The sequence below is a fragment of the Methylomonas stagni genome, from assembly GCF_050154735.1.
GTDB lineage: Bacteria > Pseudomonadota > Gammaproteobacteria > Methylococcales > Methylomonadaceae > Methylomonas > Methylomonas koyamae_A.
In genome coordinates this window covers 3,509,035-3,529,624 of sequence record NZ_CP189557.1, presented here as the reverse complement: position 1 = coordinate 3,529,624, position 20,590 = coordinate 3,509,035, and the positions used below count along the sequence as shown (strand labels likewise).

The 20,590-nt window shown below is 59.3% G+C and carries 11 protein-coding genes; 5 read left to right on the top strand and 6 right to left on the bottom strand.

Annotated elements, in window-relative coordinates; all coding sequences use genetic code 11:
* Window positions 1–8: 8 nt before the first annotated feature.
* Window positions 9–1,643, top strand: coding sequence for an alpha-D-glucose phosphate-specific phosphoglucomutase (locus tag ACP4CD_RS16210; protein WP_426991652.1), 1,635 nt, complete (start codon window positions 9–11; stop codon window positions 1,641–1,643).
* 362 nt (window positions 1,644–2,005) lie between these two features.
* On the top strand, window positions 2,006–6,856 hold the full coding sequence (locus ACP4CD_RS16205) for an MG2 domain-containing protein (RefSeq protein ID WP_426991651.1): 4,851 nt from the start codon (window positions 2,006–2,008) through the stop codon (window positions 6,854–6,856).
* Window positions 6,857–6,990: 134 nt separating this feature from the next.
* Here ACP4CD_RS16205 and ACP4CD_RS16200 read toward each other — a convergent pair whose 3' ends face one another.
* From ACP4CD_RS16200 to aceE, 3 genes are all read right to left on the bottom strand, one after another.
* Window positions 6,991–7,569, bottom strand: coding sequence for a hypothetical protein (locus ACP4CD_RS16200; RefSeq protein ID WP_426991649.1), 579 nt, complete (start codon window positions 7,567–7,569; stop codon window positions 6,991–6,993).
* 153 nt (window positions 7,570–7,722) lie between these two features.
* Window positions 7,723–9,024 carry a dihydrolipoyllysine-residue acetyltransferase gene (gene aceF, locus ACP4CD_RS16195; RefSeq protein ID WP_426991647.1) on the bottom strand — a complete coding sequence of 434 codons (1,302 nt, stop codon included), beginning with the start codon at window positions 9,022–9,024 and terminating at the stop codon, window positions 7,723–7,725.
* A gap of 25 nt (window positions 9,025–9,049) precedes the next feature.
* On the bottom strand, window positions 9,050–11,722 hold the full coding sequence (gene aceE, locus ACP4CD_RS16190; RefSeq protein ID WP_426991646.1) for a pyruvate dehydrogenase (acetyl-transferring), homodimeric type: 2,673 nt from the start codon (window positions 11,720–11,722) through the stop codon (window positions 9,050–9,052).
* A gap of 261 nt (window positions 11,723–11,983) precedes the next feature.
* On the opposite strand from aceE, the gene ACP4CD_RS16185 reads away from it, so the two are divergent.
* The gene (locus ACP4CD_RS16185; RefSeq protein WP_071160118.1) at window positions 11,984–12,625 is read left to right on the top strand and encodes a hypothetical protein; all 642 of its coding nucleotides are present in this window, start codon (window positions 11,984–11,986) and stop codon (window positions 12,623–12,625) included.
* Window positions 12,626–12,687: 62 nt separating this feature from the next.
* On the opposite strand, the gene ACP4CD_RS16180 is transcribed toward ACP4CD_RS16185, so the two are convergent.
* Window positions 12,688–15,138, bottom strand: coding sequence for a retention module-containing protein (locus ACP4CD_RS16180; RefSeq protein ID WP_426991645.1), 2,451 nt, complete (start codon window positions 15,136–15,138; stop codon window positions 12,688–12,690).
* Window positions 15,139–15,224: 86 nt separating this feature from the next.
* Complete coding sequence (locus ACP4CD_RS16175) at window positions 15,225–16,838, bottom strand: protein adenylyltransferase SelO (RefSeq protein ID WP_426991644.1); 1,614 nt, start codon at window positions 16,836–16,838, stop codon at window positions 15,225–15,227.
* A 105-nt stretch (window positions 16,839–16,943) separates the two neighbouring features.
* Here ACP4CD_RS16175 and bamE point away from each other — a divergent pair, with 105 nt between their 5' ends.
* Together bamE and ACP4CD_RS16165 are read left to right on the top strand one after the other, a co-directional pair.
* On the top strand, window positions 16,944–17,288 hold the full coding sequence (gene bamE, locus ACP4CD_RS16170; RefSeq protein ID WP_071160123.1) for an outer membrane protein assembly factor BamE domain-containing protein: 345 nt from the start codon (window positions 16,944–16,946) through the stop codon (window positions 17,286–17,288).
* A gap of 8 nt (window positions 17,289–17,296) precedes the next feature.
* Entirely contained in the window at window positions 17,297–18,253 is a 957-nt protein-coding gene (locus ACP4CD_RS16165; RefSeq protein ID WP_426991643.1) for a peptidoglycan DD-metalloendopeptidase family protein, read from the top strand.
* Here ACP4CD_RS16165 and ACP4CD_RS16160 read toward each other — a convergent pair.
* Window positions 18,214–20,469 carry a PAS domain S-box protein gene (locus ACP4CD_RS16160; protein ID WP_426991642.1) on the bottom strand — a complete coding sequence of 752 codons (2,256 nt, stop codon included), beginning with the start codon at window positions 20,467–20,469 and terminating at the stop codon, window positions 18,214–18,216. The genes ACP4CD_RS16165 and ACP4CD_RS16160 overlap by 40 nt on opposite strands.
* Window positions 20,470–20,590 lie beyond the last annotated feature (121 nt).

The following is a 20,590-nucleotide window of genomic DNA, read 5'->3' as shown; positions in this document are numbered from 1 at the left end:
GGTAGCATATGACAATAACAATCACCAAAACCACTGCCTATGACGATCAAAAGCCCGGCACATCGGGGCTACGGAAAAAAGTAAGCGTTTTCCAACAACCGAATTATCTGCAAAACTTCGTCCAATCCATATTCAATAGCTTGGACGGCTTCCAAGGCGACACCCTGGTCATCGGCGGAGACGGTCGCTATTTCAATCGACAAGCCATTCAGATCATCATCAAAATGGCGATCGCCAACGGTTTCGGTAAGCTCATTATAGGCCAAGGCGGCTTATTGTCCACCCCTGCCGCGTCGAATATTATCAGGAAATACAAAGCCTTCGGTGGCATAGTTCTATCGGCTAGTCACAATCCCGGCGGACCTGACGAAGATTTCGGCATCAAGTACAACGTCGGCAACGGCGGCCCGGCCCCGGAGAAGTTCACCGATGCACTCTACGCTAATACCAAAGTTATTGCCGAATATCGGAGCGCGGAGGTCGCGGACATCGATCTGGATACGCTTGGCGAGCAACAAATCGCCGGTGTGAAGGTTAGCATCATCGATCCGGTGGCCGATTACGCCGCGTTGATGGCCGACATTTTCGATTTCGAATTGATTAAACAAAGCATTGCCGCCGGTTTGATCACGCTAAAGTTCGATGCCATGCATGCCATCACCGGTCCCTACGCCAAAAAAATATTGGAAGAGGAGCTTGGCGCTACGCCGGGCTCGGTGTTCAATGCCGTACCGCTGGAAGATTTCGGCGGCGGTCACCCTGACCCGAATCTCGCGCATGCCCATGAGCTGGCCGAAATCATGTTCGGCGCGGACGCCCCGGTGTTCGGCGCGGCATCCGACGGCGATGGCGACCGCAACATGATCATGGGCGCCAATATTTTCGTCACGCCCAGCGACAGTTTGGCGATCATGGCCGCCAACGCCAAACTGATTCCGGCCTATGCCAAGGGTATCAGCGGCGTGGCTCGGTCGATGCCGACCAGCCAGGCTGTCGATCGAGTCGCCGACAAACTCAGCCTACCCTGCTACGAAACCCCAACCGGCTGGAAGTTTTTCGGCAATTTGCTCGACGCCGACAAAATCACGATCTGCGGCGAAGAAAGCTTCGGTTCCGGTTCCAATCACGTGCGCGAGAAGGATGGCTTGTGGGCGGTCTTGTTTTGGTTGAACCTGATCGCCCGCAAACGCCAACCGGTCGCCGATATCGTCCGCGAACATTGGCAAACGTATGGCCGCGACATCTATTGCCGGCACGACTATGAGGCTGTCGATAGCGATATCGCCAACGGCATACTCGATCACTTGCGCGGCCTGCTGAACGGCTTGCCCGGCAAAACTTGGGGCGATTACACGGTCAAATGTGCCGACGAATTCAGCTACACCGATCCGGTGGACGGCAGCGTCAGCAGCGCGCAAGGCATACGCATCGGCTTCGCCAACGGCTCGCGTATCGTGTTCCGTTTGTCGGGCACCGGTACGGTGGGCGCCACGTTGCGAATCTATCTGGAGCGTTACGAACGCGACGTCGCCAAACACGATCAGGATGCTCAAGAAGCCTTGGCCGATTTGATCGCGCTCGCCGAGCAGTTTTGCGAAGTCAAACGGCGTACCGGCCGTAACGCACCTGACGTGATCACCTGATTCGGCGTTTTCAGGCGCCCCGGAATTTGGGTCGGTGCCGAGCGGCGCGGTTTTCTCCTCGGGTCGAACGCGGCAAGCCGCGCTTCGGCCTGCTAACATTAACGGCCAAAAGCCGGCCGACGCAGTTGGCGGGTTAGGTATCGCCGTCGCGATTGGCGCCGGCGGCTTTGCTGTTAACGCAGCGTCGAATGCGGCGCATTCGAAGTTCGGGCGATAGAACGGGGAGGAAGGGACATGTTGGATATTTTCGGTCCAGGTAGACGGGCGGACTCGTCGATTCGAGCTTTCGCTCGATGGGTATTTTCAACTTGTCCGGCCGCGGTCCCCGATAATCCGCGCGTCGCAGCGCTCTCAATCGGGCTATGCTGGACCCTCGCCGGGTTGCTGACGCTGGCTTGCGCCGGACCAGCCTGGGCCGGGAGTCCCTTTACCTGACCGCCGAGCGCAGCTTTTCCAATACCGAGTCGCCGGCCGTACGCCTCGATTACACCGTCACCGACCAGCCCATGTTGCTTCGGGTATTGAAGGCCGACAACCTGGAAAATTTTTTGAATGGTCAATTCAATGTCAGTCGCAGTTACGAACAACCCGTTAACGAACTCAATCCGGGCCACTATTTCGCCAAGGGTCTGAATAACGCCCAATCGCCGTTGAAGCTGTTGCGCGGCCTGTTGGATGTGGAGTTCCGCAAGGCGTTGAAAGAAACCAACTTTAGCGGCTCGGTACTGACCGTCACCGAAAAACCGCTGGTCTCGGTGCCGCAACAGATTTTGGTCGCGGCGCCTAAAGGTTTTAGCGTTGTCAGGGAAAGCTATCTGGATTTACAACGCAACGGCCGGCAAACCCACGATTTGGGTTGGTGGTTTAACGAAGACGCCTGGAGTGAAAACCGTTACAAGGTTAGGCAAGTCGCGCTCGAGCCCTTGCCGGACGGCCTTTATTTATTGCAGGCCGTGCAAGGCAAAACCGAGGCGCAATGCTTGATTCAGGTCAGCAGCTTGGCGGTCCAAGTCAAGCAATCCAGCGAGCAATTGCTGGTGCGGACGATGAACCGCGATCTGCAACCGGTGGCCGGCGCCAAGGTCAGCGTTCGCGACGGGCGCGGGCGTTGGCGGGCGATCCCGGGTGCTTCCGATACCGTCGGCGAATTGCGTTTCGACAACCCCGACGGAATTCTGGACGGCAAATTGCTGGTCAGGGTCGATGCGCCGGCCGGCAAGCCGGGCGAAGCACCGCGCACCGCGCTGACCGCGACGGACTTTCTACCGACTCAGGCCAAGGACGACGCGGTGTTTGTCATGACCGACCGGCCGATCTTCAAGCCCGGCGAAACCTTTTTCTACAAGGGTATCGTCCGCAACATGCAGGATGGACGGTTGCAAATACCGGCTTTTCAATCCAGGCAAACCGACGTTTCGTTGCTGCGCGCCGACGGCAACGCCACCGGTTTGCAAGGCCAAACCCTGTTGACCGATTTCGGTTCGTTTTCCGGCAGCTTCGATTTGGACCCCGCACAGACGCCGGGCTTGTACCGCTTGCTGGCCCAGATCGACCAAAAAGCCTATGGCGGCGAATTCCGGGTGCGCGATTACATCAAGCCGACTTTTTATCTGGAATGGCTGGATCGCAGTTCCAGCGTGCAACCCGGCCAAACCTTTAACTTGAAATTCCGCGCCAAGCGCTACAGCGGCGGTGCACCGCAGAACGTCAAGTTCGAGGTGTTTCTGTACCGTAAGAAATTCGAGGTGCCGCAATTCGTCAGCGAGGCCGGCGCCGGTTTGACGGCCGGCAACGATTATTTTGGTCAGATCAAATCCGCGGCACCGCTGAGCCAGCCGCAGCGATTGTTCAGTTCGATCGAAGCGCGTCAAGCCGTCGATGCCAGCAACCCGTGGGAAACCGCCGCCAAACTGGCCGAAAACGGCGACGGCAGCTTCGAATTCACGGTGCCGGTCGAGGCTCAAGCCGATGCCAAACAGCCCAAACCCGAACAGGAATGGATTTATACCCTGATGGTGCGCGCCCAGGATACGGCCGGCGGCAGTGCGATTTTGACCGACAACCTGTACGCGACCCTGTCGGAAGCCCAGCCGGCGTTACGCTTCAATAAAACCGTCGCAGCGGTTGGCGACAACGATCTGCAACTGTTGCTGCAAACCAGCTATCCGGACGGCAATCCCGCCGCCGGGGCCGGTGGCGTGGTCGATGTTTTGATTGACCAACCCGGTTCGGCTAAGCGCGGTCTGGTCAAACTGGAATTCCAAACCGACGAACGCGGCCAGCAAGTATTGACGATCCCGGCCCTGCAACAATACGGTCGCTTGTCGGCGGTCGCCCGCTTGGAAACCTTGGCCGGCAGAGTGATGAACCATGCCGCGGAGTCGCAAGCGGCAACCTTGATTGTCGCCGGCAGCGGTGGCGAAGCGGTGGCGGACAATCCGGAACTGGAGTTGTACACGCCGACCACTATTCTCAGCCCCGGCGAGCAAGCCAGGATCTTCGCGCTGCTGCCCAAGGCCTGGGGAAATAACGAGCGCGGGGCAATCTGGGAAACCGTGGCGGGTGCCAAGTTGTTCGATAGCCGTAGCGCTCAGGTGCAAGGCCGCAGTCGATGGTTCGACGTGACCGCCAAACCCGAATTTGGTACCGGCTTTTACCATACCGTGACCGTGCCGGTGGCTGGCGGCAAATTTAAGGAACAGACGCTGGGTTTCAGAATCGTGCCGTGGGACAAGCGTTTGCAAATCGCCATCGAACCGGCCCAAGCCGAAGCCGAGCCGCTGAAGCCGACCCAAATCAAACTTCAAGTCAAGCGCGCCGACGGCACGCCGGCCGCCGACACCGAATTGGCGGTGTCCATTGTCGATCGCGCCGTTTACGCGGTGCAAGCTGAATTCCGGCCCGGCATTTTCGACTTTTTCTACCCGCTGCAACGCAGCAATTTATCCACTTTTTACTCCGATGACCTGCAAGGCTACGGTTACGCCGATTTGTTACGCAAACCCAATTTCGCGCTGAGTGCCTTGAAAAGTCAAAGCAAGCTGGCGAAGAAAGCGATGCGCGATACCGCCGGCTGGTTTCCGCATGTCGTTACCGATGCCAACGGGGTTGCCGCTATCGATGTCGATATGCCTGCCAACGTCACCGAATGGCTGGTCACCGCGATCGCCAGCGACAAGGACGGCAGGCTCGGCGAAACGACCGGCCAATTTCGCACCAAGACCGACATCGCCGTCGATACCGTCGGCCCGCAATTTTTGCGCGGCGGCGACGAAGTCGAATTGGCCGTGAAGTTGACCAACCACTTGGCCGATCCGGTTAAGCTGACCGGCGATCTGAGTCTTTCGGAATCGCTGCAGCGACAAAGCGGTGAGCTTGCCTGGGCTGCCGAACTGGCCGGCAAGGCCGAACAACTGTGGCCGCTGCGTTTACGGGCGGCCGTCGAATCCGGCAACGCGTCCCTGAGGGTGGGTTTGACCGCGCCGGCGCCGGTCAAGGTCGGTGGTGCCGAGACCTTCGATCTGTCTATTCAGCCGGCCGCGCTACCGCAAGTCTATGCAGCCGAACGCCGCGATGGCGGTTTGCATTTCGATATTCCGGAACCAGCCCAAGCCAAGCAACTGACGGTGCGGGTCAATTCCGGCTTGCTCGGCGCGGCCTTGCAAGCAGCGGCCATGCTGGCGCAATACCCTTACGGCTGTACCGAACAATTGGCGCATAGCACGGTGCCGAATCTGGTGCTGCTGGACTTGATCGAGCGGGCCGGTTTGAAAGCCGAGCAACTCGGACCGCTCGAAAAGCCCTTGCAGCGTGCCAAGCAAAATGCCGCGCTGGGTATCCGCAAATTGATACAAAACCAAAAAGCCGACGGCGGTTTCGGATTGTGGCCCAACGACAGCGCCGCCAGCGTACCGGTTACCTTGATTGCGATGCAGGCCTTGAAATACGCCGAGGAGTTGAAGATCGACGGCGCCGCCTCCGCCTACGGGAAAGGCGTGGTCTGGCTGGAGCAGCAGGCCGCTAGCAACCAAGCTTCGGACGGTTTTACGCTGGCCGGCTACACCGCCGCCACTTACATTTACCAAGGGCCATGGCAGCAGCAGGCCGATTTCGTCGCCCGAGTGTATGCCGACGATCGGGCCGGTGCCGCCGACTTGACCGCCGCGCTACGTTTGGTCACCGCCTATCGAACCATTAGCTGGCACAGTTTCAATCAAGCCTTGCAGGACAAATCCGATCTGCAAAAACGCTTGGTTGCCCGCTTGCAACAAGCCTTGGACGCGATTGATCCGGGTACTTATCAGTCCGAGCGCGGCGAGTTGTATGGCCGATTGGGTTTTGGCTTCGGATTGCCCAGCGCGGTTTCCGAAGGACTAGGCGTTTTGTTTACGGCCGGTGAACTACCTCAGGCTCTGGAAACCAAACTCAAACGCCTGCTGCTGCAAACTCAGCAACACGGCTATTGGACTTCGACTTACGACACGGCCCAAGTGATCTTCAACACCCGCGAACTACTCAGCAAGGAAGCCGCCGCCGCGCAAAACGCCAAGGCAAGGTCCTTGAAAGCCAGCGCGGCCGGCCGCGTGCTGGGTAATTTGAATCGAATACCCGGCGGTTATCTGGGGCGTTTCGACTCATTGCCGGCGGCCGGCGAGCTGGCGGACATCCGCATTGCCGAGTTAAGCGATACCGACGTGGCCTCGGCCAGCTTGCAAGTGGATGTGCCGTATCCGGCGGTTAGCGCTCGCGCGGCCGGTCTGACCGTCGAGCGGGTTTTTCGCCGCATCACGTCGAGCGGCAACGAATCGATCGACTTGAACCAGCCGCTAAGCCTCGGCGATGTGGTAGTCAGCGAAATCCGGATCAAACGGCATGACGAGCCGGGTCGTTTGCCAACCGGCAGCGAATTCGTCGTCGTCGAAGATGGAATTCCGGCGTTGGCGGAAGGCCAGGAGAACGACCAAACCTACTTGGCCGACGCCAAATTGCAAGCCAGCGACGACAACTATTGGGCCAACGTCAAGGAAACCCAGCGCTACCCGGACCGCATCGTTCGCGTCGCCAAGCTACAACCCGGTGGGGATTTAACCTTATACCAAGTTTGGAAAGTCGGCCGTCCCGGTAATGTTGCGATACCGCCGGCCAGCGGCTTCGACATGTATAACGAGGCGGTTAGGGGGAATAGTCCGGCCGGAAGAGTGATTGCGCGTTAGAAAAGAGGTGCCGGACTATCCGCCAAGCTCCGGCTCCGACCCGGAGCATCCGGCAAACCTGGTTTTTGACGGTGGCTTGTTGGAGCGTAACACCGGAGGATTTGCCGCTATTTTGGCGTTAGCTGGTGGCGAGCTTAGCAGTGGCAAACCGTCGCCGCCTGAAAACAAAAATCGAATAACAAGCGCCATTCCAGCGCTTGAATCCGTCGGCACAGCATTTCGATTTCCGCGTCACCCTTTCGGCCCAGCTCGCACAGGTCGACGAAACCGTAGGCGTCCCATTCGGGCAGTTTACCCAAAAAGCCCGCCATGCCGGGCAATTCCTGATCGGCAAGCAACCGTTGAACTTGCCGGTTCAAGTCGGGAAAAATCGGGTGGCGGCCGGTGCGATCCAGCCAATACTTGCTGTTGCCGCTGTCCGGTTCGCGGCGGTGCATGATCGCGTGCCAATAACTCCCGGAAGGCCCGGTTATTTTTTGGCTGATTCGATGGCTTTGTTCGAGATAGTCGTAATACAGCCAAAGCCCGGCAATACACAGCGCCGCATAATTGCTGTCCTTGACGACGCGCGGTGCGAATGCCGTTTCGGTTTGCAGTGAGTTCAAGGTGTCGTAAACACTCGGTTCAGGCTGTCCCGGACCTAAATCCATCAAGCGCTGTTCGGCCAGCAATTGACCGAAAACCGGGCCGTAAAATTGGCTGTCGAAGGTCATTTCTTATCTCATCCGTCCCATCGATCTATACAACCATGCCGCCGATTCCGTTTGCACCCTGAATTCTATCGACTGAAGCGAGCTACCCGAACATAACCCCGATTGTAACTCGCATTCTAATGCGCGATCTTGTAGCCAAAAATGGAAACCTGTCTACAACAACAAGCGCCGAATATCCGCCAGATTGGCTTTCAGCGCTTCCATGAAACGCGCGCCCTCGGCGCCGTCGATGACGCGGTGGTCGTAGGTGATGTCCAAGGGTAGCATCAGTTTCGGTTCGAATTCCTTTCCGTTCCAGATCGGTTGCACCTTGGAACGAGTCACGCCCAGGATCGCGACTTCCGGGGCGTTGACGATGGGCGTGAACGCGGTGCCGCCGATGCCGCCCAGGCTGGAAATGGTCATGCAACCGCCCTGCATGTCGGCGGGTTTCAACTTGCCGAGTCTGGCCAGTTCGCTCATTTCGGCCAACTCGGTCGACAGTTGGAAAATGCCTTTCTTGTCGACGTCCCTTATCACCGGCACCACCAAACCGTTCGGGGTATCGACGGCGATGCCGATATGGAAATATTTCTTGAAGTACAGCTTGTCGCCTTCCGGAGACAAGGAACTGTTGAACGCCGGATACTTTTGCATCGCCGCGACCAACGCCTTCATGATGAACACCAGGCCGGTCAGCTTGACGCCGTCCTTGCCTTGGCCGGCGTTGACGGATTTGCGGAATTCTTCCATCTCGTCGATAGAAACTTCATCATGGTAAGTCACCAGCGGCAGGTTCAGCCAGACGCGGGTCAAGTTTTGGCCGGTCAGACGCTTGATTTTGCTTAACGGTTTTTCCTCGATTTCACCGAACTGGCTGAAATCGACGGCCGGAATCGCTGGTATGCCGGCACCGCCGGTTGTCGCCGGCGCCGAGGTCATCGCTTGCTTGACGAAGTTTTTCACGTCGTCTTGCAGGATGCGTCCCTTGCGGCCGCTGCCGGCGGGAATTTTGCTCAAATCGACGCCGAGTTCGCGGGCGAACAAGCGCACGCTGGGCGTGGCGTGAGGTTTAAAGCCTTCGGCGCTGGCAACGACCGGAGCGGCAGGCGCTGGCGCCGGTTTAGCCGCTTCGGGTTTGGGCGCTTCGGCGACCGGAGCGAGAACGACTTCGGCGGGTTCCGCTGGGGCCGGCGCGGGCGTTGCCTCGGCAACCGCGGGCACGGCAGCGGCTTCGCCGACTTCGACGGTGGCGATCAGGCTGCCTTCGGCGACTTTGTCGCCCGGCTTGATATGCACGGCCTTGATGATGCCGGCCGCGCTGGATGGCAGGTCCATGGTCGCCTTGTCGGTTTCCATGACCGCCAGGGTTTGCTCGATGGCGACGACGTCGCCGGGCTGGACCAATACCTCAACAATGTCGATTTCCGGCACGTTGCCGACGTCGGGGACTTTTACTTCGATTAAAGAACTCATGTGTCGCTTTCCGTTAAATCAGCCGTTAAATCAACCAGGGCGCGGTGACGTTGGGATTGATATTGTATTTGGCGATGGCCACCTCGACTTTCGCGGCGTCGAACTCGCCGGCTTGGGCCAGCGCGTGCAGCGCGGCGACGGCCACGTGGTAGCGGTCCACCTCGAAGAAACTGCGCAAATTGGCGCGGGTGTCGGACCGGCCGAAGCCGTCGGTACCCAAGACCGTGTAAGGTTGTTTGACCCAAGGCCGAATTTGTTCGGCAAAGGCGCGCATGTAGTCGGTCGCGGCGACGATAGGGCCTTTCGCGCCGCCCAGACAATGTTCGATATGCGTGGTACGCGGCTTTTCGGTGGGATGCAGCCGGTTCCAGCGCTCGCAGCTTTGACCGTCGCGCGCCAGTTCGGTGAAACTGGGGCAACTCCACAAGTCGGCATCGACGCCCCAATCGTCGTGGAGTAATCCGGCGGCTTCGATGACCTCGATAAAGATCGTGCCGGAACCCAGCAGCTGCACGCGCGGCTTTTTGCTGTTCGGGCCTTTCTTGAACAAATACATGCCCTTCAGAATATCGGTTTCCGAACCTTCGACCAACACGGGTTGATCGTAGTTTTCGTTCATCAAGGTGATGTAGTAGAAAATGTCTTCCTGTTCGACGTACATGCGGCGCAAGCCGTCGTGGACGATCACGGCCAGTTCGCAGGCGAAGGTCGGATCGTAGGAATAGCAGTTCGGTACGGTCGCCGCCACCAAATGGCTGTGGCCGTCTTCGTGTTGCAAGCCTTCGCCGTTCAAGGTAGTGCGACCGGCGGTGCCGCCTAGCAGGAAGCCGCGGGTGCGTTGATCGGCGGCGGCCCAGATCAAATCGGCGACGCGTTGGAAACCGAACATCGAGTAGTAAATGAAGAACGGAATCATCGGCACGCCGTGGGTCGAATAGGCGGTACCGGCCGCGATCCAGTCGCACAGACCGCCGGCTTCGTTGATGCCTTCCTGCAACACTTGGCCGTGCTTGTCTTCCTTGTAGAACATCAGTTGTTCGGCGTCTTGCGGCGTGTAAAGCTGGCCGACCTGCGACCAGATGCCCAATTGGCGGAACATGCCTTCCATGCCGAAGGTGCGGGATTCGTCGGGGACGATGGGCACGACCCGCTTGCCGATTTGCTTGTCCTTGACCAGGATGTTGAGGATACGGACGAAGGCCATCGTCGTTGAAATCTCGTGACCTTCGCCGGTGCCTTCCAGCAGGGCTTTGAAGGCCGGCAGAGCCGGAATTTCCAGAGGATAGGATTTAGGGCGTCGCGCGGGCAAATAGCCGCCCAGATCGACGCGGCGTTGCCGCAAATATTTGAGTTCTTCGGAATCTTCCGCGAAGCGGATGTAGGGCAAATTGGGTAGTTCTTCGTCGCTAATCGGCAATTGGTAGCGGTCGCGGATGGCTTTGATCGACTCCAGACTCATCTTCTTTTGCTGATGGCTGGTGTTTTGCGCCTGGCCGGAATCGCCCATGCCGTAGCCTTTGATGGTTTTGGCCAGAATCACGGTCGGCTGGCCTTGGTGGTTGGCCGCCGCGTTGTAGGCCGCGAACACCTTGATCGGGTCGTGACCGCCGCGATTCAGTTCCCAGATGTCCCGGTCGGTGTAATCCTTAACCAATTCCTTGAGTTCCGGCGTATTGAAGAACTTTTCCCGGACGTAGGCGCCGTCCTTGGATTTGAAGGTCTGGTAGTCGCCATCGACGCATTCCATCATGCGTTTGACCACCAAGCCGTCCTTGTCGCGCGCCAGGATGGCGTCCCAGCGCCGGCCCCAGATGACTTTGATGACGTTCCAGTTGGCGCCGCGGAAGTTGCCTTCCAATTCCTGAATGATCTTGCCGTTGCCGCGTACCGGGCCGTCCAGACGTTGCAGGTTGCAGTTGACGACGAAAATCAGATTATCCAGTTTTTCGCGGCCGGCCATGCCGATCGCGCCCAGGGTTTCCGGCTCGTCGGTTTCGCCATCGCCGAGGAAGGCCCAAACTTTGCGGCCGTCGGTATTGGTCATGCCGCGATCCTGCATGTAGCGCATGAAGCGGGCTTGGTAAATCGCCATGATAGGCCCCAGGCCCATCGACACGGTCGGAAATTGCCAGAACTCCGGCATCAGCCAGGGATGCGGATAGGACGACAAGCCGTTGCCGCCGACTTCCTGGCGGAAATTGTCCATTTGTTCTTCAGTCAAGCGCCCCAGCAAGAAGGCGTGGGCATAGGTGCCGGGCGCCGAATGGCCTTGCGAGAAAATCAGGTCGCCGCCGTGTTTGTCCGAAGCGGCGTTCCAGAAATGATTTTGGCCGACGTCGTACAAGGTGATCGCCGACGCGAAGCTGGCGATATGGCCGCCGACATTGGTGTATTTGTTGGCGCGCAGCACCATCATCATCGCGTTCCAGCGCACGTAGGAGCGGACGGTACGTTCGATGTCGGTGTTGCCGGGGTATTTCGGCTGTTTATCGACCGGAATGGTGTTGATGTAGGGGGTGTTGGCGGAGAAGGGTATGTCCAGACCGGATTGCCTGGCGGTTTCAAGCAGGGTTTCGATCAGGTAGCTGGCGCGGTCGCTGCCTTCCTTTTCGATGACCGCCTGTAGCGCCTCCATCCATTCTTGCGTTTCCGCGGGGTCGATATCGTGTTTGCCGGCAATGTCGGTATTGTTGGTCATTTCGGAACCTGGAATAACGTGGGATGAGCTTAAAAAGGATACCCGAAATGGTCGGCGCAAGCATGTTTTTTGGGAGGCTTTCGGCCAATTTGTTGGCTTTGCGCCGCGATCGAAAAATCGCAATCGGCGGCGGCTTGCCGCTTGCGGACCGATACCGAACATTCCGTATCGTAAAGAGACGAGTTTCCCGTTAGTCCAGTGGCCTGCCGAGCGTGGATCGCGTAGAATTGGACCATCCTTTTTAGTCATGGGTAAGTCCTTATGCAGACCACGTTATCCAAACTCTTCGCCTTGCTGGGAATGGCCTTCGCCGCTTCTCACGCGAATGCCACCACGGTTACCTACACCCCGCCCAACCAGGTTACCTACACTTCTGAAGTCTTCTCGCCGAGCAATACCGCCAGAACCTTCGACTTCGAAATTCCAGAAGCCGTCATCGCCACCTTCATTGATGGCGTGTTCACGATCAGCGCCACCGGCGATTACACGATCGACGCCGCCAACGAATCGGTCAACGCCGTCGTGCTCGACAGCTACGTCCCCGGCGACGATTACTATCTTTACGATTGGGATGCGCGGCCGCAAACCGGCTACGGCACGGCCACCGAATTGGGCGCCGAGGGCGGCGACATTTCCTGGGTACGTTGGACCAGAAGTTTCGATATTAGCGGCGACGACATCGTTAACTGGACTCAGGACGGTCGGGTCGTGATTCGATTGACCTTGTCCGATGGGGTCGATCTGGATTTGTTCAACAGCGGCTTGTCCGACCAATTTCCGCCATCCTTGCAAGCGACGCTGACTTATTCGGTGGCCGCGGTACCTCTGCCGGCCGCGACTTGGCTGTTTACGACCGGCTTGCTCGGTGTGTTGGGCGTTGGCGGACGCCGGCATTTGATTTAGCGTTACGCTGTCAGCAAAAAAACCGGCGCGAGCCGGTTTTTTTATGCCTGGAGGTTTCGATTTTACGGCGTGGACAGCGCGTGCAAGCTATCGGGGTGTTCCAATACGCTGGCCGGGGTTTGCAATTGTGTCGTCAGCAAGGCCCCGGTGTCGACGGTAAAGCTGCCGGTCACGCTGTCGCCGTCGCCATCGGTCGCGGTAAAACCGAATTTCAAATCGAGCTGCTGGGTGTTGGGCAAATTCAGGTATTTCAGACCGCCAACCTCGAAACCGCCGGAGATCACCTGAATCTTCAGCGTATCGTAACCGCCGTCCACGGTGATCGCCGGCGCGTAATCGCCGCCGGCCGTCGCGGTAAAACTCACAGTCTTACTACCGACCACGGCGCCGTCGCGATAGGCGGTCCAGCGAAACGCATCGGCGCCGCTATTGGTGTTGAATTCCTGCAACTGTACCGAATTCACCAATTGTTTGACGGATACATCGAAGTTATCGACCGTTCCGAACTGGTAGGTAATCGATTCGCCCTTGTCCAGGCTGGCGTTGCCTATCCCGATGTGACCGTTGGCGACATTAAGGTCGCTGCCCGTCACCAGCAGAGAATTGCCGACCGCCACTTGTCCGGCGGGCCCGGTGCTGGTGGTGCCGAAGCCGAGCGTCACGCTATCGGCCGGGGGCAGATCCAGTACTTGGTAGAGCGTTAGCGTGTAATCGCCGATTGCGGAGCCGTTTTGCGTCGGCGTCAACGTAAACACCATCCGGTCGCTGGCATCCAATCCCTGAGGGCCTTTGTCGATGAAGGCGTAGATTTCGTCCAAGCCGTCCGCGTTGGTGTCGGCAACCGCGAAGCTGACCGCGTCGGCGTCCGACGTCAATTGCCAGGGCGCGCCGTTAGCGGAAATTTCGGGCAGGTTCAGCGTAACACTGCCCAAGCCGTCGAATCCCAAGTCGTAATCGATCAACTGCGTTAACGCTTCGCCGACGGAATCTTTCAGTTGACCGTTGGCATTGGTGATGGTGGGGCCGTCGTCGTAAACCGTTACGGTAAAATCGGTATTCGCGCTACTGCCATCGGCGGCGGTCAAGCTTGCCGAGATGTCGAATGCCAGTGGGTTGCCGCTGCCGGTGTGGGCCAGCGGTTGTAGCAGTGTAAATTGATAGGTGCCGTTTTCGACCTTCACGGTGTAATGGCCGCCATCATCGGTCAATGTCTGCGTCGCCGGGTTCCAGGTGGCGCCGGCGGCGGCCAACGTGACCGAAGCCGGCGCCGCGCCGTCTATCGTCAATGCTGCTGTCACGGATCGGTCGGCGTCGCTTTCGTCGACAGCCGAATCGAGCGCGGTGACCGCCGGGGCGTAATCGACGCTGACCGTGGCCGGCTCCGAACGCAAACCCAGATTATCGGCGATGGTGTATTGAATCGGGGTCGGGTCGCCGATGAAGCCGGCGACCGGCGTAAACGTGATGGTGCCGGACTCGAGGTCGACACTCCAGGTGCCCTGGCCCGCGACCACTAGCGCTTGGCCCGGCGCCGACGTGCCGACAATCTGAATACTGGTCGGATCGACGCTACCGTCCGGGTCGCTGTCGTTGCTCAATACCTTTAATGTCGCGGCGTTGCCTGGAACTAGGCCGGAGATGCCGTCGTCGCCGGCCACCGGCGGTAGGTTGTAGTCGATACTGACCGTGGCTGGATCGGAACGTAGGCCGAGATTGTCCGCGACGGTATATTGGATCGGGCTCGGATCGCCGACGAAGTCGGCGGCGGGGGTAAACGTGATCGCACCGCTGACGGGGTCCACACTCCACACGCCCTCCCCGGCCACCGTTAGTGACTGTCCGGGCGCGGCGGTGCCGACGATTTGCACGCTGGTCGGGTCCAGGCTGCCGTCCGGGTCGCTATCGTTGCCGAGCACGTCCAAGGTGACCGGCGTGCCGGCCGGCAATCCGCTCGAGCCGTCGTCGACCGCGATCGGCGGTTGGTTGAGCCCGCCGTCCGCGGTTGCAGGCAGGCGGCGCGGATCGAGTAGCAGGACTTGCGGGGCGATGTCGTTGAACGCCACGACCGGGCCTATCGTATCGAAGCCGTTGTTGACCGGCGCGACGGGATTTAAATAATCGATGCTGACGATGCCGTGGCCTTCATTGCCGCCGCCGGGTCCGCCGCCGGCCGCCGGTGCGCCGGCCGCGGTGGGATCGGCAACCTTGGTCGGATCCTGGCCGGCCAACAACGCGGCCTGAATGTCTTCCACGCTAGGGCCGCTGGCTTGCGCTTGGCCGTTGCCGGTTATATCGCCACCGTCCGGCAACGCGTCGCCAAGCGCCATCCGGTCGTTACCGCCCATGTCCAGACTGCCGCCGCCATCCAATGCAACCACCAGGCTGGCGCCGTCGGCGGTCTCCAAGATGTCCGTCGCGTCGATGCGGTCGCCCACCTGCAGTATGCGCCGGCCGCCGTCGGCGGAAAGCGCGGTAACGGTGCCGGTGACAACAGTAACGGTTCCTACGGCCATGAGAGCTCCTTTGAATGCCTCAGCGAAAAATCAAGCGACAATGATAAGCCATGTCGGGTTACGCGCCAGTGTCACGACGCCGAAAATTACGAACTACACGAGAGCATCGAACAACCGGCGCGTTCCTTAGCCCAATCCGGCCGCTTCGCGGCGAACCGATCGCGCTCGGGTTGCTCGGCATACGGCGCGCGCAATAAATCCAGCAACTCCCAAACCAGGCTGAAATCGCCTTGTTCGGCCAGATCGATGGCTTGTTGAGCCAAATAATTGCGCAACACGTATTTGGGATTGACCCGATTCATGATTTCGCGGCGCTCGCTTTGCGGCAGGCCGTCGCTTAACAGCCTTTTCCGATAATCGCCGAACCAGCGCTCGGCCATTTCGACGACGGCTTCGCTCAAGGTCTCGTAACTGTTTCGTTGCAACAGCTCGATAAATTCGGCATTGGCTTGGTCGTCGGCCGATCCGGCGATATCGACATCGGCCAGTTGCCGGAAGAACAGCGTCATGTCGGTTTCGGCATTCTGCAACAACTTCAACACCCGATGGGTCAGGGCCTCGTCGCCGGCATCGGCATCGAATGCCGACAGGCCGAGTTTGGCGGCCAATGTCGCCTGCCATTGCCGGTCGAAGGTGTCGGTAAAGCTTTGCAGGGCCTGCTGCAAGCCCTCGGCGCGCTTAACCAGCGGATACAAGGCGTTGGCCAGTTGCACCAGATTCCAATAGGCGATTTTGGGTTGGTTGCCGTAACGGTAGCGGCGGCCTTGGGCATCGGTGGTGTTGGGCGTCCAGTCCGGATCGTAGTTTTCCAGCCAGCCGTAGGGGCCGTAATCGATGGTCAAGCCCAGAATCGACATGTTGTCGGTATTCATCACGCCGTGGACGAAGCCGACCCGTTGCCAATGCACCACCATATCGGCGGTTTTCCGGCAGACTTCGGCGAACCATTGCAGGTAAACGGCGGTACACGGTTCGCCCAATTCCGGAAAGTCGTTGCGTATCGTGTAGTCCACCAAGGCTTTCAGCGACTCCAGGTCGTCGCGGGCGGTGAATAATTGGAAGTTGCCGAAACGGACGAAGGACGGCGCGACCCGGCACACAATCGCGCCCGGTTCCAATTGCGGATTGCCGTCGTAAAACATGTCGCGCACCACGGTTTCGCCGGTCAAAACCACGCTGAGCGCGCGGGTGGTCGGCACGCCGAGGTGGTGCATCGCCTCGCTGCATAAAAATTCCCGAATCGACGAGCGCAATACCGCCAGGCCGTCGGCGCTACGCGAATACGGGGTCAGGCCGGCGCCCTTCAATTGCAGGGTTTGCCGCGAGCCGTCCGGGCAGATCACTTCGCCGAGATTGATGGCGCGGCCGTCGCCCAGTTGTCCGGCCCAATGCCCGAACTGGTGACCGCCGTATCCCATCGCGAACGGCTCCATCCCGGCCGCCAGCCGGTTGCCGGCGAAGACTTGGCAAAAATCGTCGGAGCGACAGACCTCCTCGGCAATGCCCAGCGCCGGGGCCAGGTCGGCGGCGTAGGCCACTAGTCGCGGGTTCTTGACCCTGCTGGGTGTGACTTTCGAATAACAGGCCGCATACACTTGGCGGCGAAAATTGTCGGGTTCCGGGTCGCCCGGCAACTCGCGGACGAATCGGTTGTCGAAGCGCAGGCTATCGAGGGGGAGGCTATCGGCTGAGGCTGGCATGGTAATCGACTCACGGGCTAAAAATTACGAATCGTTGCGCGAACCGGCTAAGATACGCGGCGTTCCGCTACTTATATCAATCAATTTCCCTATCAGGCAATGCTTATGAGAAATATCGCGAAAATATTCAGCTTGCGGGCTGTTTCCCTGGGTTCGGCCCTGATGCTTTCCGGCCTGTCGGCACTGCCGTTGAGCGGTTGCGTCACGGTCGGTCAGGAATTCGCCGCGTCCAGAGTACCGGAAATCAAAGTCGGTCAAACCCGCAAACAGGACATCACCGAACTGTTCGGCACGCCCTGGCGTACCGGCATGGAAGACGGCCGGCCGACTTGGACCTACGGCATCTACAAATATTCGCTGTTCGGCGGCGACGACACTCAGGATTTGCTGATTCGCTTCGATAACCAGGGCGTCGTCAAATCCTACACGTTCAGCTCTACCCGGAAGTAGTTCGCGGCGTGTCGGCGCGCGGCGGCTTGGCGATGGTGCTGGTGCTGATTTGCGGCGGCGCCGACGCCAAAAAACTTTACAAATACCGCGATCCCCAGGGCCTCTGGCATTACAGCGACCAGGCGCCGCCGGACGCCGGTCCGGTTGAGATTCGGCAAATGAAGCCGGCCGCCGCTCAGAGAGTGTGGCTGGAAAAATCCGGCGACGACCGACGCGCGGCCTTCGCGGTTCGCAACACCTATCCGGGACCGATTGAAGTCGAGATCGACTGGCGGGACGGCGAAAACGTCGAGGCCCAGCCAGCGCTGCCGAGCCGTTTCGTTGTCGGTCCCGGTCTGTCCGCGCCGCTGTTCGCGGTTGGCGCCGTTCCCGGCGCCGGCCGATGGCACTACGGTTTGCAATATCGCTACGTGCTCGGCCAGCCGCTGGCCGAAGCGCCGGGGGACCCCGATTACCGCCCGCCGTTGGCGTTGGGAAGCCGCTTTCAAATCACCCAAGGCTTCGGCGGCGAATATAGCCATACCGACGACCAGAATCGGTACGCGGTGGACATCATGATGCCGGTCGATACTCCGGTGCATGCGGCGCGCGCCGGCGTCGTGCTGGATGTCGAAAACGATTTCGACGGCAACGGCACCGAACCCGCCTATGCCGGCAAAGCCAACACGATTCGCATCGGCCATGACGACGGCACGATGGCGGTCTATGCCCATCTTGCGTTGGAAAAAGCCCTCGTCAAGGCCGGCGAGCGGGTCGCGGCCGGACAATTGATCGGGTTTTCGGGAAATACCGGCCTTACCACCGGTCCCCACCTGCACTTCGCGGTGCAGGTCAATCGCGGCATGGCGTTGGTGTCGGTGCCGTTCCGTTTTGTCGACGCGCAAGGCCGGCGCTTTACGCCGGAATTGGGCCGGTGGCTGGGCGATCAGCCGTCTCCGGCCGGCGTCGCGGCCGAGTCGCCGTAGAACCGATAACAGCCCTTGCCGGCGCATTTGGCTTGGTACATCGCTTGGTCGGCGTGCTTCATTAAAGTTTTGACGTCGGCTCCGTGATTGGGATAAATCGCGATGCCCAAGCTGGTCGAAATATTCACCGCGTATTGCTCGAGCGAAAACGGTCGGCTTAAGGCTTCCAGAATCTTTTCGGAAATCGCCACCACATCGCGTTCACCGTCGATTTGCGGCAGCAGAACCACGAATTCGTCGCCCCCCAGCCGGGATACCGTATCGGATTCGCGGCGGACGCAGGCCCGTAGCCGGCAGGCCACGTCTTGCAACAGCAAATCGCCGATGTCGTGACCGTAACTGTCGTTGACCGGTTTAAACTGGTCCAGGTCCAGATATATCAAGGCCAGCCGGGTTTGCTCGCGTCTGGCTTGCGCCAGCGCCTGACGCAAGCGGTCGCTGAGCAGGATGCGATTGGGCAGATCGGTTAGCGGGTCGTGGTGGGCCAAATGGTGGACGTGGTCTTCGATGGCCTTGCGCTCGCTGATGTCGGTCATCGCCGCGACAAAATGGGTGATGGCGCCGTCCGCGCCTCGCACCGCGGTCATGGTTTGCCAGACTGGAAATACCGTGCCGTTCTTGTGCCGATTCCACAGTTCGCCCTGCCAGACGCCGTTACGGCGCAAGCCGCTCCATACTTCGTCGTAAAAGCGGCCGTCGTGAATATCCGAATGCAACAGGTTAAGGTTGCGGCCGACCGCGTCGGCCGGGGTGTAGCCGGTCATTTCGCTAAACGACAGATTGATTTTCAGGATCACCGCGTCGGCATCGGTGATGGCCATGCCTTCTTGTGACTCGAACGCGGTGGCGGCGATGCGTAACTGGGTTTCGGCTTGTTTGCGTTCGCTAATATTTTGCGCGAATGCAAACATCAGCGAACGATCGCCGTAACGGATGTAATGTCCGGTCACTTCGACCGGCACCAGCGTACCGTCTTTGCGGCGGTGCCGGCTCTCCAGCACGACGATTTCCTCGGCTTGTAGACGTTGCCACAACATCGGCCAGTCCGCTTCGCTCAAATCGAGGTTGAACTGCCAGGGGAACATGCCCAACAATTCGGCGCGGCTGTAACCCAGCGTTTCGCAGGCGTAATCGTTGATATAGGTGATACGGCCGTTTTCGTCCAGCCAGTAGAACGCGGTCTTGCTTTTATCGACCATGGCTCGGGTAAACCACAGCTCGGATTCGATTTGCTTGAATTCGGTGATGTCGTCGTAAACGCCCAGCACGCCGATGGTTTCGCCGCGTCGGTTACGTAACGGCGCTTTCGATGTGCGCAGCACACATTCGCCGTGATCGGACGTGATTTGTGGTTCTTCGTAAGCCAGTTTCGCTTGACCGGACTCAATGACCCAACGGTCGTCGCGCCGGTAGAGCTCCGCTTGCCGGTACCACGCCAATTGAGTGTCGACCTTGCCGATCACGGTCGCCACGTCCGGCGCGCCGCTGTCCTCGGCGAACAAAGCATTGCAGCCCAGATAACGGGAAGCTCGGTCCTTCCAGAATACGCGCAACGGGATGGTTTCGATCACCAGTTGCAACAAGTTGCGCGACTCGGCCAGCGCATTCATCGCCTCGACCCGCTCCGACACGTCGTACAGCACTACCAAGTGGAGGTGGTCGCAGAGCGGCCCCAACGGCGTTACGGTGACGACCACGTTTTTGGTTATGCCGTTCTTGCAAAAAACCTTGAGTTCCAGCGGTTCGAAGCGGGGCGGCTCGCAATTCAGCCGGCGCTGCCATTCGTCGGTTACCCAATAGCGATAGTCGCTGTCCGGATAGGCTTTGCGGCGCCAGGTTTCGACATCGGGAAGATCGGCCGCCAGGTAGCCGAACGCGTTGCTGAAGGCCGGATTCAGGCGTAATATCCGGCGATCGGCGTCGAACAAGGCGATCGGTATCGGCAGGGCGTCGATGATCGTGTTCAGTTGCAAAATGTTGCGGTCTAGCGAAGCCATTTTCTCGAGGAGCAACACCGTGATGCCCGACACCAGAGACGCGACGATCAGCGACGCGACCAAGCCGGTCAGCAAATAATCCCAAGTGATTACGCCGCGCAACAACCAGCTCATCGCGGCGACGATGGTTTCGGTCAGCAGCAGCGCCAGTACCACGGCCAGCAGCCAGACCTGCCATTTGCGAGAGTGTTGCAGAGCGGGGATGGGAGCGAAATTCACGGACGGCCTCGAACTGGCGATACGACGGTCGAACGCCGTCGCTTGTAAGTGTTAACTTACACTTTACGTCCGGCTTTGGAAAGAGGGCGATCGCTTGCCCGCCGTGTCGAGCGGAATACTC

Bases quoted from the DNA above. Each gene is read 5' to 3' on its own strand.
- ACP4CD_RS16210 (WP_426991652.1), top strand. From the start codon at position 9: ATGACAATAACAATCACCAAAACCACTGCCTATGACGATCAAAAGCCC.
- ACP4CD_RS16205 (WP_426991651.1), top strand. From the start codon at position 2,006: ATGCTGGACCCTCGCCGGGTTGCTGACGCTGGCTTGCGCCGGACCAGC.
- ACP4CD_RS16200 (WP_426991649.1), bottom strand. From the start codon at position 7,569: ATGACCTTCGACAGCCAATTTTACGGCCCGGTTTTCGGTCAATTGCTG.
- aceF (WP_426991647.1), bottom strand. From the start codon at position 9,024: ATGAGTTCTTTAATCGAAGTAAAAGTCCCCGACGTCGGCAACGTGCCG.
- aceE (WP_426991646.1), bottom strand. From the start codon at position 11,722: ATGACCAACAATACCGACATTGCCGGCAAACACGATATCGACCCCGCG.
- ACP4CD_RS16185 (WP_071160118.1), top strand. From the start codon at position 11,984: ATGCAGACCACGTTATCCAAACTCTTCGCCTTGCTGGGAATGGCCTTC.
- ACP4CD_RS16180 (WP_426991645.1), bottom strand. From the start codon at position 15,138: ATGGCCGTAGGAACCGTTACTGTTGTCACCGGCACCGTTACCGCGCTT.
- ACP4CD_RS16175 (WP_426991644.1), bottom strand. From the start codon at position 16,838: ATGCCAGCCTCAGCCGATAGCCTCCCCCTCGATAGCCTGCGCTTCGAC.
- bamE (WP_071160123.1), top strand. From the start codon at position 16,944: ATGAGAAATATCGCGAAAATATTCAGCTTGCGGGCTGTTTCCCTGGGT.